Origin of the sequence: Rhizobium leguminosarum (assembly GCF_019798305.1) — a bacterium.
In the GTDB taxonomy this organism is placed as follows: Bacteria; Pseudomonadota; Alphaproteobacteria; order Rhizobiales; family Rhizobiaceae; genus Rhizobium; species Rhizobium leguminosarum_U.
This window is the reverse complement of the sequence record NZ_JAAXDD010000012.1, coordinates 59708-73257: the sequence shown is the minus strand read 5'-3', so window position 1 is coordinate 73257 and position 13550 is coordinate 59708. Positions and strand designations below refer to the sequence as shown.

10 protein-coding genes are annotated in these 13550 nt (G+C 62.3%); 8 read left to right on the top strand and 2 right to left on the bottom strand.

All coding sequences use genetic code 11. The annotated features are described in order from the left end of the window. The first annotated feature begins 84 nt into the window (after window positions 1-84). The gene (locus tag HFO99_RS21595; RefSeq protein ID WP_222363478.1) at window positions 85-6384 is read left to right on the top strand and encodes a HAMP domain-containing protein; all 6300 of its coding nucleotides are present in this window, start codon (window positions 85-87) and stop codon (window positions 6382-6384) included. A 10-nt stretch (window positions 6385-6394) separates the two neighbouring features. Continuing rightward, window positions 6395-8071: a response regulator gene (locus HFO99_RS21590; RefSeq protein ID WP_222363476.1), complete on the top strand. Its 1677-nt coding sequence runs from the start codon at window positions 6395-6397 to the stop codon at window positions 8069-8071. Window positions 8072-8098: 27 nt separating this feature from the next. Here HFO99_RS21590 and HFO99_RS21585 read toward each other — a convergent pair whose 3' ends face one another. Continuing rightward, window positions 8099-8404, bottom strand: coding sequence for a type II toxin-antitoxin system RelE/ParE family toxin (locus HFO99_RS21585; protein ID WP_222307538.1), 306 nt, complete (start codon window positions 8402-8404; stop codon window positions 8099-8101). Further along, window positions 8404-8685: a type II toxin-antitoxin system ParD family antitoxin gene (locus HFO99_RS21580; protein WP_222247690.1), complete on the bottom strand. Its 282-nt coding sequence runs from the start codon at window positions 8683-8685 to the stop codon at window positions 8404-8406. Before HFO99_RS21580 ends, HFO99_RS21585 begins: the two co-directional genes overlap by 1 nt. A 197-nt stretch (window positions 8686-8882) precedes the next feature. Between HFO99_RS21580 and treZ the strand changes: the two genes are divergently transcribed. From treZ to HFO99_RS21550, 6 genes are all read left to right on the top strand, one after another. Next, complete coding sequence (gene treZ / locus HFO99_RS21575; RefSeq protein ID WP_222363474.1) at window positions 8883-10652, top strand: malto-oligosyltrehalose trehalohydrolase; 1770 nt, start codon at window positions 8883-8885, stop codon at window positions 10650-10652. 29 nt (window positions 10653-10681) lie between these two features. Then, the gene (gene malQ / locus HFO99_RS21570) at window positions 10682-12589 is read left to right on the top strand and encodes a 4-alpha-glucanotransferase (RefSeq protein WP_222363472.1); all 1908 of its coding nucleotides are present in this window, start codon (window positions 10682-10684) and stop codon (window positions 12587-12589) included. 17 nt (window positions 12590-12606) lie between these two features. After that, window positions 12607-12807 (top strand): hypothetical protein, encoded by a 201-nt coding sequence (locus tag HFO99_RS21565; protein WP_222247693.1) that lies wholly within the window; start codon window positions 12607-12609, stop codon window positions 12805-12807. A 98-nt stretch (window positions 12808-12905) separates the two neighbouring features. Further along, a complete protein-coding gene (locus HFO99_RS21560) occupies window positions 12906-13121 on the top strand; it encodes a hypothetical protein (RefSeq protein WP_222247694.1) in 216 nt (71 codons plus the stop codon). Between the two features lie 11 nt (window positions 13122-13132). Beyond that, window positions 13133-13315 (top strand): hypothetical protein, encoded by a 183-nt coding sequence (locus HFO99_RS21555; protein WP_222363471.1) that lies wholly within the window; start codon window positions 13133-13135, stop codon window positions 13313-13315. Window positions 13316-13324: 9 nt separating this feature from the next. Further along, complete coding sequence (locus HFO99_RS21550; protein WP_077976910.1) at window positions 13325-13513, top strand: hypothetical protein; 189 nt, start codon at window positions 13325-13327, stop codon at window positions 13511-13513. Window positions 13514-13550 lie beyond the last annotated feature (37 nt).

Sequence of the window (13550 nt, the reverse complement as noted above, 5' to 3'; positions counted from 1 at the left end):
GAATTGTGTTAGGATATATGCAGGATCCCATACCATTTTCCGAGTTGAGCGCTAAATTACCGATCGTCGAAGAGGGGGATTTTCGTGAGCAACCAAACCAGCGAATTCGCGCGCGACAGCGTTGCGGTAGACAGCCTCAATGGGCATGACCACAAAACAATGGCGTTCGACGACGCCAGCGCACTTCTGGAAGTCCTTGTCGCGGTCAGGCGCGGCGACTTTTCCGTACGGATGCGGTCCGACCTGACAGGCCTCGCCGGCAAGGTCGCCGATGCCCTCAACGACATCATTGCCGCCAATCAGCGCATGGCCCAGCAGCTCGAGCACGTCGGGCAGGTGGTCGGCCGGGACGGGCGAACGAGCACGCGCGTGCGCTTCGGCCTGTCGGACGGCTCCTGGTCCGAAATGGAAGGATCGATCAACGGTCTGATCGACGATCTCCTGTGGCCGACAACGGCAGTGACGCGGACGATCACGGCGGTCGCCAAGGGAGATCTCTTGCAGACCGTGCCGCTCGACGTTGACGGGCGGGCGCTCAAAGGTGAGTTCCTGCGCTCGGCCGATATCGTCAATACGATGATCAAGCAGCTGAGCGTCTTCACATCGGAAGTGACGCGCGTCGCGCGCGAGGTCGGCACGGACGGAAAACTCGGCGGTCAGGCGCAGGTGCCTGAGGTGACCGGCGTCTGGAAGGACCTCACCGAAAGCGTGAACTCGATGGCCTCGAACCTGACGGCGCAGGTGCGCAATATCGCCGACGTCACGATTGCCGTTGCGAATGGCGATCTTTCCAAGAAGATCACCGTCGACGTGCGCGGCGAAATCCTGCAGCTCAAGGAAGCGATCAACACCATGGTCGACCAGCTCAGGTCCTTCGCCTCGGAAGTGACGCGCGTCGCCCGCGAGGTCGGCACCGAAGGCAAGCTCGGCGGGCAGGCGCTGGTGCCTGGCGTCGCCGGCACCTGGAAGGACCTGACCGATTCCGTCAACGCCATGTGCGGCAACCTCACGGCCCAGGTCCGCAATATCGCCCAGGTGACGACGGCCGTGGCACGCGGCGACCTGTCGCGCAAGATCACCGTCGATGTTTCGGGTGAAATCCTGGAGCTCAAGGAAACCATCAACACGATGGTCGACCAGCTGAACGGCTTTGCCGGCGAGGTGACGCGCGTGGCGCGTGAAGTGGGCACCGAAGGGCGGCTCGGCGGCCAGGCGCAGGTCCCGGGTGTCGCCGGCACCTGGAAGGACCTCACTGACAACGTCAATTCCATGGCCTCGAACCTCACCGCGCAGGTGCGCAACATCGCCGAGGTCTCGACCGCAATCGCCAATGGCGACCTGTCGAAGAAGATCACCGTGACGGTGTCGGGAGAAATCCTCGAGCTGAAGGAAACGATCAACACGATGGTCGATCAGCTCAATGCCTTCGCGTCGGAAGTGACCCGCGTTGCCCGTGAAGTCGGCACCGAAGGACGGCTCGGCGGCCAGGCCAATGTGCGCGGTGTCGCCGGCACCTGGAAGGATCTGACCGAGAATGTCAACTCGATGGCCGGCAACCTAACGGCGCAGGTCCGCAATATCGCGGATGTCTCGACCGCCATCGCCAATGGCGACCTGTCGAAGAAAATCACCGTCGACGTGAAGGGCGAGATTCTCGAACTGAAGGAAACCATCAATACGATGGTGGACCAGTTGAACGCCTTCGCCTCCGAAGTGACGCGCGTCGCCCGCGAAGTGGGCACGGAAGGGCGGCTCGGCGGCCAGGCCAATGTGCGCGGCGTCGCCGGCACCTGGAAGGACCTGACCGACAGCGTCAATTCCATGGCCTCCAACCTGACCGGGCAAGTGCGCAATATCGCCGAAGTCGCGACCGCCGTCGCCCAGGGAGACCTTTCCAAGAAGATCACCGTCACGGTGTCGGGCGAAATCCTCGAACTGAAGGAAACGATCAACACGATGGTCGACCAGCTCAACGGCTTTGCCGGCGAGGTGACGCGTGTGGCGCGCGAGGTCGGCACCGAAGGGCGGCTCGGCGGTCAGGCAAACGTGCTCGGCGTCGCCGGCACCTGGAAGGATTTGACCGACAGCGTCAATTCCATGGCGGGCAATCTGACGGCGCAGGTGCGCAACATCGCCGAAGTTTCGACCGCGATCGCCAATGGCGATCTATCGAAGAAAATCACGGTGTCGGTCTCGGGCGAAATCCTCGAGCTCAAGGAAACGCTGAACACCATGGTCGATCAGCTGAACCGCTTCGCTTCCGAAGTCACGCGCGTCGCCCGCGAGGTCGGTACCGAGGGCAAGCTCGGCGGCCAGGCGCAGGTGCCGGGGGTTGCCGGCACCTGGAAGGACCTCACCGAAAACGTCAACTCCATGGCCTCCAACCTCACCGGCCAGGTCCGCAATATTGCCGAAGTGACGACGGCCGTGGCGCGCGGCGACCTGTCGCGCAAGATCACTGTCGACGTGAAGGGGGAAATCCTCGAACTGAAGAACACCATCAACACGATGGTGGACCAGTTGAACGCCTTCGCCGGCGAAGTGACGCGCGTTGCCCGCGAAGTCGGCACCGAAGGCAAGCTCGGCGGCCAGGCGCAGGTCTCCGGTGTTGCCGGCACCTGGAAGGACCTGACCGACAGCGTCAACTCCATGGCCGGGAACCTGACGGCGCAGGTGCGCAACATCGCCGAGGTGGCCACCGCCATCGCTAACGGCGACCTGTCGCGCAAGATCACGGTCGACGTGCGTGGCGAAATCCTGCTCTTGAAGGATACTTTGAATACCATGGTCGATCAGCTTCGCTCCTTTGCCGGCGAAGTGACGCGTGTCGCCCGCGAAGTCGGCACCGACGGCAGGCTCGGCGGCCAGGCCGTCGTTCCCGGTGTCGCCGGCACCTGGAAGGACCTGACCGACAACGTCAACCTGCTCGCCGCCAATCTGACGACCCAGGTTCGAAACATCGCCGAAGTGACGACGGCCGTCGCGCGCGGCGACCTGTCGCGCAAGATCACGGTCGACGTGAAGGGGGAAATCCTCGAACTGAAGAACACCATCAACACGATGGTGGACCAGCTCAACGCCTTCGCCGGCGAAGTGACGCGCGTTGCCCGCGAAGTCGGCACCGAAGGCAAGCTTGGCGGCCAGGCGCAGGTGCCGGGTGTCGCCGGCACCTGGAAGGACCTGACCGACACGGTCAACGTCATGGCCGCTAACCTGACCGAGCAGGTCCGCGGCATCGTCAAAGTGGTGACGGCGGTGGCCAACGGCGACCTCAAGCAAAATCTCACCGTCGCCTCCAAGGGCGAGGTGGCGGCGCTGGCCGAAACCATCAACAACATGACCAACACGCTCGCGACCTTCGCCGATCAGGTGACCACGGTTGCGCGTGAAGTGGGCGTGGAAGGCCGCCTCGGCGGCCAGGCGAATGTTCCAGGCACCGCGGGAACCTGGAAAGATTTGACCGGCAACGTCAACCTGCTTGCCGCCAATCTGACGACGCAGGTGCGCGCCATCGCGGAGGTGGCGACCGCCGTCACCAAGGGTGACCTGACGCGCTCGATCAAGGTCGATGCGCGCGGCGAAGTGGCCGAGCTCAAGGACAACATCAACACGATGATCGACAACCTGAGGCTCACCACCGAGCGCAACACCGAGCAGGATTGGCTGAAGACCAACCTCGCGCGCTTTACCAACATGCTGCAGGGACAGCGCGACCTGACGCTGGTGGGGAAGATGCTGCTGTCGGAGCTGGCGCCTCTGGTCGGCGCCCATCAGGGGGTCATCTACCAGGTGGATGCCGACGAGCGGCAGCCGGTCTTGTCGTTGCTGTCCGTCTACGCGAAAGGCGGCGAGGCGGCGCATCCGGCCCGGCTCGAATTCGGCCAGGGCCTTGTCGGGCAGTGCGCCAGCGACGCCCGCCGTATCCTGGTCACCGACCTTCCCGACAACGTTGTTCCGATAAGCTCCGGCGTGTTCACGACCCTGCCGAGAAGCGCCATCGTGCTGCCGGTGCATTTCGAGGGGCAGGTGAAGGCGGTGATCGAGCTTGCCTCCGTAGGCGAATTCACCGAATTGCAGCTGTCCTTTCTCGACCAGTTGACGACATCGATCGGCATCGTCCTCAACTCGATCGAAGCGACCATGCAGACCGAAGGCCTGCTCAAACAGTCCCAGCAGCTCGCCGCCGAGCTTCAGACGCAGCAGCGCGAGCTGCAGCAGACCAACGAGCAGCTGGGGCAGAAGGCGCAGCAGCTGGAGGAGCGCAACGTCGAAGTCGAGGCGAAGAACCAGGAGATCGAGCAGGCCCGGCGCGCGCTGGAAGAAAAGGCAACCGAGCTGGCGCTGACATCGAAGTACAAATCCGAATTCCTCGCCAACATGTCGCACGAGCTGCGCACGCCTTTGAATTCGATTCTTATTCTCGGCCAGCAGCTGGGAGAAAACCCGGATGGCAATCTCTCGGGCAAACAGGTCGAGTTCGCAAAGACCATCCATGGCGCGGGCACCGATCTGCTGAACCTCATCAGCGACATCCTCGACCTGTCGAAGATCGAGTCCGGAACGGTCTCGGTCGATGCCAAGGAGATCTCCGTCAGCAACCTGCTCGAAGTCATGGCCCGGCCGTTCCGGCATGAAGCCGAAAATCGCAACCTGTCGTTCGCAGTCGAGGTCAGCGCCGATATCACGAAGAGCATCATCACGGATTCGAAGCGCCTGCAGCAGATCCTCAAGAACCTGCTGTCGAACGCCTTCAAATTCACCGCACAGGGCGGTGTGACGCTTCGCGTCGCATCGGCAACGAGCGGCTGGTCGTCCGACCATCCCTCGCTCAAACACGCGCCTTCGGTCATCGCCTTCGAAGTCGTCGATACCGGCATCGGCATACCACCTGAAAAACAGCGCATCATTTTCGAGGCGTTCCAGCAGGCGGATGCCTCGACAAGCCGCAAATATGGCGGCACCGGCCTTGGCCTGGCGATCAGCCGCGAACTGGCAAACCTGCTCGGTGGCGAGATCCAGTTGCGCAGCACCCCCGGTGTCGGCAGCACCTTCGTTCTCTACCTGCCGCTCACCTATGTTGGCGCCGGCGCGGTTGCGCCGAAGGCCGTTCCGCCGGCAAATGTCGTGGAATTCGCCGAGGCGGCAGCAAACCGCCGCGCCGAAAAGCCGACCGAACATGTTGAAGACGATCGCCATCAGATAGCGGCCGGCGACTCGGTGCTGCTCGTCGTCGAGGACGATGCGCATTACGCCCGCGTCCTGGTGGATCTTGCCCGAGACAATGGATTCAAGGTTCTGGTGGCGATGCGCGGCAGCGATGCGCTCGCACTCGCCCAGGACTACAGGCCGGCGGCGATCTCGCTCGACATCTTTCTGCCCGACATGCTCGGCTGGACGGTGCTGAGCCAGCTCAAGCAGAATCCGCAGACGCGGCATATTCCGGTCCAGATCATCAGCCTCGACGAGGATCGTCAGCACGGGCTGACCCGCGGCGCCTTCGCCTTCATGAGCAAGCCGACGACGCCGGAGGGCCTGGGAAAAGCACTGTCGCGATTGAAGGCCTATGCGCAGCCGCGCCGCAAGCATCTGCTGCTCGTGGAAGACAACGAAGCCGAGCGTCTGAGTGTCACCGCCCTTCTCGGACATGACGACATCGATATCACCAGCGTCGGCTCCGGATCGGAGGCTCTCGCCGCCCTTCGGCAGAATGCCGCCGACTGCGTGGTGCTCGACCTTTCTCTTCCCGACATGTCCGGCTTTGACGTGCTGGAGCAGATACGCGACGACGCCGAGATCGGCGAGGTGCCGGTGGTCGTGTTCACCGGCCGGGAGCTTTCCGCCGAGGAAGACGCGGCGCTGCACAGCATGGCGCGCAGCGTTGTGGTCAAAGGGGTGGAGTCGCCCGAACGTCTCCTGGATGAGACGGCTCTGTTCCTGCACCGGGTGGTCGCCGACCTGCCGGCCGCAAAACAGGCGACGCTGCAAGAGCTGCACAGCTCGGACGAGGATCTGGTCGGTGAGACCGTGCTGCTCGTCGACGATGACGCCCGCAACATTTTCGCGCTGAGCAGTGTTCTCGAACGCCGGGGGATGAAAGTGCTGACCGCGACGACCGGCAGCGAAGCCATCGACGTCATCAACAACGAACCTTCTGTCGCGATCGTGCTGATGGACATCATGATGCCTGGAATGGACGGCTACGAGACGATGCAGGTCATCCGTTCGGAGCCCCGGTTCCGGCGGTTGCCGATCGTGGCGCTGACGGCCAAGGCGATGAAGGGCGACCGCGAGAAATGCCTGGAAGCGGGCGCATCCGACTATCTGGCGAAGCCGGTCAATACCGAGCAGCTTCTGTCGGCTCTTCGCATGTGGCTGCATCGCTGAGGATCTGGTCATGAACCCCGTCAACATCCTCCTCGTCGACGACCAACCGGCCAAGCTCCTGAGTTACGAGGTCATTCTCGAAGAGCTCGAAGAAAACCTCATCAAGGCGCAATCCGCTCGCGAAGCTTTCGAACATCTGTTGCGCACCGAAATCGCGGTGATCCTCGTTGATGTCTGCATGCCCGAACAGGATGGGTTCGAGCTCGTCAGCATAATCCGGCAGCATCCGCGCTATCAGAATACGCCGATCATCTTCGTTTCCGCCGTAATGCTGGCGGAACCGGACCGGCTGCGTGGCTATGCGGTGGGCGCGGTCGACTATGTCTCCGTCCCGATCGTCCCCGAGGTGCTGAGAGCCAAGGTGCGGGTCTTTGCCGATCTCTACAGGAAGACGAGGGAACTCGAACGCCTGAACGCCGAGCTGGAGGCCCGCGTTCACCAGCGCACCGCCGAGCTCGAGGCCTCGGCAGCGCAGTTGCGTGAGCTTAATGAGGAACTCGAGCACCGGATCGATCAACGGACGCGGGAGCGCGAAGAGGCGCTTGCGCAGCTGTTCGAGGCGCAGAAGCTCGACACGATCGGCCACCTGACCGGTGGCGTGGCCCACGACTTCAATAACCTTCTGATGGCGGTTCTCGGCAGCCTCAACCTTCTGAAGAAGCGGCTTCCGGCCGATGAACGCAGCGAACGCCTGGTGACAAATGCGATCCAGGCGGCCGAGCGCGGCACCGCGCTGACCCAGCGCCTGCTTGCCTTCGCACGCCGCCAGGAACTCAAGCCGCAGGCAGTCGACTTCCTCCGCTTGTTCGAAAACATCGAGGATCTTCTCGCCAAGGCGGTGGGGCCGCGCATCGAAATCCGCAAAAGCATCCCGGCGGATCTCGCACCCCTTCTGGTCGACAGCAACCAGTTGGAACTGGCGTTGCTCAACCTGTTCGTCAATGCCCGGGATGCGCTCGAAAGCGGCGGAGCCGTGACGGTGGCCGCGGCGGCGGCCGGAGAAGCCCGGCCGACCGGGCTCGCGGGCGGAAGTTACATCAGGATATCGGTATCGGACGATGGCGAGGGGATGGACGAGGCAACGGTCTCGCGTGCCGCCGAACCGTTTTTCACCACCAAGGGGGTCGGTAAGGGCACCGGTCTCGGCCTGTCGATGGTGCATGGCCTGGCGGCGCAATCCGGCGGCTCTATCCAGATAGCGAGCGCCAGGGGCAAGGGCACGACCGTTTCCCTGTGGCTGCCCGTTGCCGAAACCTTCGTCAAGGTGCAGCCGGTTGTTGAGCCTTCGGCGACGGAGCCTTTGAAACCGGCGTCACGGCCGCTTGCCATTCTGGTCGTCGACGACGATGCCCTTGTCAGGACGGGAACCGTGGCGATGCTGGAGGATCTCGGACACCTGCCGCAGGAGGCGTCTTCCGCTTCCCAGGCTTTGGAGTTTTTTGCCGACGGACAGGGTTGCGATCTCGTCATCACCGATCATGCCATGCCGGGCATGACGGGCGCCGAGCTTGCGCGTCACCTTCGCTCCTCCTTTCCAGGCCTGCCCATCATCCTGGCATCGGGCTATGCCGAGTTTTCCGAAGACCATGGCCTCGGCCGGATGCTGCGGATGAAGAAACCATTCACGCAGGAACAGCTTCAGGCGGCGATGGATCAGGCGCTCTCGGGCAAAGTCGCGGCGGCTTGACAATCGAAGTTGGGTTCTCGGCCGGCTCTAACTCTCATCGCTTTCAAGCCGCTGCCCGGCATAGAGGATGCGGAGGATAACAACCTCGGTGGGTTCAACCATGAACGCCACGCTTGCCCGGCGCTCGAAACCGACAATGCGCAACCCGGGTCGGACATGATCGCGGGTGCTGCCGCGCTCGGGGTACGTTTCTAATCCACTCACAAAGGCCTTGATGCGTGCCACGTAATCGCGGGCGACGGTAGAAGATGCGGATGTCTTGCGGACGAAACTATAGATACTCGCCAAATCCAGTTCCGCCTCATCAGTGAGGCGGATACTATAGCTCTTCATCAATCTTCTTCCCGATCGATTTCGTCCATGCGCGCTTCGAGGCGCCTCCAGACCTCATCGATGGGCTTGGCCTTGGTGGGATCGGCCTTGTGGGCATCATAGGTGGCCGCAACTTCTGTTCGCAGCCAATGCTCGACGGCATTTTCGCGTTCCTGCAAAGCCCGCAGTCCCTCGCGTATGACTTCGCTCTCGGAGGCGTAATCACCGTTGGACACCCGCTGTTTAATGCGTTTCGCCATTTCCACGGGCAACGTAATGCTCATCTGTTGCGTTGTACGCATCGATTACACTCCTGCTTTTTGCAAGCTTATCGCACACGATGGGATAAAATCCTACTCCCGATAGGATGGAATCATACTTCTCAGGCTGCTGGAGGGCACCTAGCGACGGTCGCCGCTTTGCGCTCGCGCTGCCTGAGAAACTTTTTGCTCCCGCAAAAGTTACCCAAATTCCATCCCTATTTCATGAAGGCTTTCCCTTGACCAAAATGACGTTCGGTCCCGCATTCACCGAAGATGGTACCCTGTTCCGCCTCTGGGCTCCTCTGCAGGAAAGCGTGTCATTGAAGATCGAAGGTGCTGACCCGCAGCCGATGCAGGCGGCCGAAGACGGCTGGCATCGTTGCACGGTCGCAGACGCCCGTATTGGCACGCGTTATCGTTTCGTCCTGCCGGACGGTCTCGAAATTCCCGATCCCGCCTCGCGGTTTCAGCCGCAGGATGTGCACGGGCCGAGCGAAGTGGTCGACCTTTCCTTCTATCGCTGGAAGACGAGCGACTGGACGGGACGACCTTGGGAAGAGATGGTCATCTACGAGATGCATATCGGCTGCTTCACGCCGGAGGGTACGTTCAAGGCCGCGATCGAGCGGCTCGACCATCTGCAAGCGCTGGGTGTTACCGCGCTGCAGATCATGCCGCTGAGTGAATTCCCCGGGCGTTACAGCTGGGGTTATGATGGCGTGCTTCCCTATGCTCCGGACAGCAGCTACGGCCGGCCGGAAGATTTCATGGCGCTGGTGGATGCAGCACATGAACGCGGCATCTCGGTTTTCCTGGATGTGGTCTACAATCACTTCGGGCCTGACGGGAACTATATCCCCTCCTATGCGCCGCTCTTTACCGACCATCACAAGACGCCCTGGGGCAACGGCATCAACTACGACGGCGACGGATCGGAGATGATCCGCGAATTCATCATCGAGAACGCCATCTACTGGGTCACCGAATTCAGGCTCGACGGTTTCCGCTTCGATGCCGTCCATGCCATCAAGGACGACAGCGCCGAGCATCTGCTTCACGCGCTTGCCCGCCGCGTCAGGGCCGCGGCCGGTGGCCGGCATGTTCATCTGATCGTCGAGAACGAGGAAAACGACAGTGACCTGTTGAAGCGTGACGAAAACGGGGAAGTCAAGCTGTTCACCGCCCAGTGGAACGACGACGTACACCATGTGCTGCATATCACCGCCACCGGCGAAACCTTCGGCTATTATGCCGACTACGCCGGTGACGCCGGCAAGCTCGGCCGAGCGCTGGCGGAAGGTTTCGTGTTTCAGGGGGAACACATGTCCTATCGCGGCGGTAGCCGCGGGAGACCGAGCGGCCATCTGCAGCCAACCGCTTTCATCTCCTTCATCCAGAACCATGATCAAATCGGCAATCGGGCGCAGGGGGACCGGGTTCTGGCTTCGAGCCCTGCCGATGTCGTCAAGGCCGTCGCCGCCATCTATCTGCTGGCGCCCGAAATCCCGATGCTGTTCATGGGCGAGGAATGGGGCGCCAAAGAGCCTTTCCCCTTCTTCTGCGATTTCGACGAGGACTTGAATGAGCAGGTCAGGAAAGGCCGTCGCGAGGAGCTCTCCCGTCTGCCGGGCTTCGACGCCGACGATCTTCTCGACCCGACCGCGCCATCGACCTTCGCCGCCGCCAAGCTCGACTGGTCGAAACTCGCCTCTTCCGAGGTCCTTGGTTTTTATAGGGCGCTTCTCGACCTCCGGCACCGCAGGATCGTGCCTTTGCTGAAAGGCGCCGGCGCTGGAAACGCGGTCTATCGCTCGGCGGGAAGCGCGCTCGCGGTGGATTGGAGCCTGGCGCAAAGCCGCCGTCTTCATCTGCACGCCAACCTCGGCGCCGAGGCGGCGCCGCTCGTCTCGCAACAAGACGACGGCGAGACGATCTTCCGTCTCGGCGGCAGTGACGGTGGCAATCTCGCGCCCTGGACAGTGATCTGGAGCATCGGCGAGGTTTGACGGCATGCTGACAGGAAGGCGATCGAACGATGAAATCTGCTGACCTCGACAAGTTCGCCCGCCGGCACGGCATCAGCCTGACCAGGCCCAGTCCCGACAATCGGGAGGTGGCGATCTCAGGCGAGACCAAACGCAAGATCCTCTCGGCACTGAAGATCGAGGTGCCGGGAGCGGCCGATCGCGTGACCCGCGCGCCGCGGCGGGAGCCTGAGCTGGCGGCTAAGAAGATCGCCGGGTCATTTCTGCCGGATTTCCTTTCCAACACCCGCGTCTGGGGCATAAGCCTGCAGCTTTACGAACTCCGATCGGCACGTAACTGGGGCATAGGAGACTTCGAGGATCTGTCCGATATGGCGGATCTCGCGGGATCGCTGGGCGCTGATTTCATCGGCCTTACCCCGCTTCACGCGCCATTTCTCGCCGATCCCGAGCGTTGCAGTCCCTACGAGCCCTCGAGCCGCCAGCATCTCAATCCGCTCTATATCGCGGTCGACCGGTTGCCGGGTTTTACCTGTAACCCGGAACTCGAACGGCAATTGGCAAGCCTTCGCCAAACCGATCTCGTCGACTACGTCGGCGTCGCAGAGATCAAGCTGAAGGCCCTTCGCGATCTCTGGCCGGTCTGGCGAAGGCGCAGCGTCATCGCAGAGGCCTATGATCCGGCCGATTTCGATGCCTTCGTCGCGCAAGGCGGCAACAGCCTGCGGCTGCACGCGCTTTTCGAATGCCTGTCGTTTTCCATGGTCGAGCGGGGGGCGGGCGCCGGCTGGCAACGGTGGCCGCCCGATTTCCACCGCTTCGATAGCGCCTCCGTCGCCGAATTCGAGCGTGGACACGCAGACGATGTGCGCTTCCACATTTGGTTGCAATGGCTCGCCCACCGGCAGCTGATGCAGGCAGCGGACCGGGCGCGGAAGGCCGGCCTGCGGATCGGGCTCTATCTCGATCTTGCCGTCGGGGAGGCGGTCGACGGCTCGGCGACATGGAGCGAGCCGGATGTCTATCTCTCGCAGGCCACGATCGGCAGCCCTCCCGATCCCTTCGCCACAGATGGGCAGAACTGGCACCTCGCCGGGTACCTGCCATCCGCGATCGCGGCGGGAGAAATGTCACCTTTCCGCCGCATGGTGAGCGCTGCCATGCGATATGCGGGCGCCATCCGCATCGACCACGCCGCAGCACTTCGCCGCCTCTTCCTGGTGCCATTGGGCAGCAGGCCGGACGGCGGCGCCTATGTCCGCTATCCTGAGGAGGCGCTTCTGCAGATCCTCGCCGAACTGTCCGCAGAGCATCGATGCATCGTCATCGGAGAAGATCTGGGGCTGATCCCCAAAGGATTGCAGGACGATCTGGCGGCGGCCCGCATTCTCTCGTATCGCATCCTTTCCTATGAACAGGACGAGCAGGGTTTTAAGCCGGCTGACGCCTATCCCGTCCTGGCTTTGGCCTGCATTTCGACGCACGACCACCAGACCCTTGCCGGCTGGTGGCGCGGCGCAGACATTCAGGCCCGGTGCGACCACGGCATCGTGCCGCCCGATCTCACCGAAAAACATCTCGAAGACCGCGAGCGCGAGCGGGGGAACCTGAAAGCGGCGCTCAAGGCCGCCGGCCTCGACCTGCCCGCCGGGCTTACCGCGCGGGCAAGTCGCGAGACGCTGCGGGAACTGACCGTCAGCGCCTATCGCTTCATTGCCAGGACTCCGTCGCTGCTCGTCGCAGTGCGCCTTGCCGATCTCACCGACGAGAAAAAGCCGACCAATATTCCAGGCACGAGCGACAGCTATCCGAACTGGAGGCCGAAACTGTCGGTGTTGCTCGAGAATATGACGTCGAGCCCGCTACTCAAGCGCGTAACGGCGGCGATGCGAGAAGAAAGGCCGCAAAATCGAGCGGGGAGGGAACGAATGGAAGGTGGGCGGATTCTGAATGGGTAAGGATAAGGATCGTCGAGATGATTTCTAAGAAACAGCTGGTCGAAGTCGCCGTAGATACCGAAGAAGGGCGTATTGCGCTGGGCATCATGAACGCCAAACAGGCGCTCGCGCTTCCCGATGAGCTCGATGTGGAGGTATCGCATCCCGATCATGAGCCCGGCAAAACCGATCACTTCGTTCACAAGGACGAACTTCGCCGGCATCTGGACAAATCGTAGGATGCGCGCCCTCCACTTCCGCTGTCGCGGATTTGTCTTTCGGGCGGAACCTCCGCGGGTTTGGATTGTTTGACCTGATAACCGAAGGGAGAAAGACCATGGCACATGCCGACCGGAAACATATTGGCGCCGGCGCGAAAGGAAAGCGCGATGGCAGCGGCGCGATGACGGACCTCAACGAGGAGCAGGTTCCCGAAAATGCGGTCCTTTCGAACCGTGACAAGGCGCAGCACTCCAAGGAGCGCGGCCTCGACGGCAAGACAATTCAAACCGAACAATATTCGGATCACAGCTCCAACCGAGATCCAGACTGAGGAGAGGCACGATGAGCAGCAGGTTACCCCCTGTTCCAGCCGAGAATGCCAGCAGTAAGGGTGCAGGCAAGCCGGCAAAGACCAATGCAGAGCATGCCGTGACGGCAAGCGGCGGCGAGAATCCCGACAAGAACGGCCAGCAAGGAAACACCAAGATCAATACGACCCATCAGGGTTACCAGCAAGACCGGTAGGAGGCACCGATGTCTACATCGAAGAAGAGCCCGTCGACCATCCGTCAGGGCGGCCCCGGCGCGTCGCATGAGAACGCGAAGGCTCCGCTCGAAATACCGAAGCCGCCGGCGGAGCCGGACAGGCGCACGCAAAGCAAGGTCTCCGGCGGTGGCGGTGAGCATGACCGCCACCACAGCCACGACCCGCAGCGAAAGTGAGGGGCAGACGTAGCGGCGGAACCTGATCAGCCGAAGG

What these genes read in the sequence shown, in the direction of transcription:
- HFO99_RS21550 (WP_077976910.1), top strand. Translation starts at nt 13,325, where the DNA reads ATGTCTACATCGAAGAAGAGCCCGTCGACCATCCGTCAGGGCGGCCCC.
- HFO99_RS21555 (WP_222363471.1), top strand. Translation starts at nt 13,133, where the DNA reads ATGAGCAGCAGGTTACCCCCTGTTCCAGCCGAGAATGCCAGCAGTAAG.
- HFO99_RS21585 (WP_222307538.1), bottom strand. Translation starts at nt 8,404, where the DNA reads ATGAAGAGCTATAGTATCCGCCTCACTGATGAGGCGGAACTGGATTTG.
- malQ (WP_222363472.1), top strand. Translation starts at nt 10,682, where the DNA reads ATGAAATCTGCTGACCTCGACAAGTTCGCCCGCCGGCACGGCATCAGC.
- HFO99_RS21590 (WP_222363476.1), top strand. Translation starts at nt 6,395, where the DNA reads ATGAACCCCGTCAACATCCTCCTCGTCGACGACCAACCGGCCAAGCTC.
- HFO99_RS21560 (WP_222247694.1), top strand. Translation starts at nt 12,906, where the DNA reads ATGGCACATGCCGACCGGAAACATATTGGCGCCGGCGCGAAAGGAAAG.
- HFO99_RS21580 (WP_222247690.1), bottom strand. Translation starts at nt 8,685, where the DNA reads ATGCGTACAACGCAACAGATGAGCATTACGTTGCCCGTGGAAATGGCG.
- HFO99_RS21565 (WP_222247693.1), top strand. Translation starts at nt 12,607, where the DNA reads ATGATTTCTAAGAAACAGCTGGTCGAAGTCGCCGTAGATACCGAAGAA.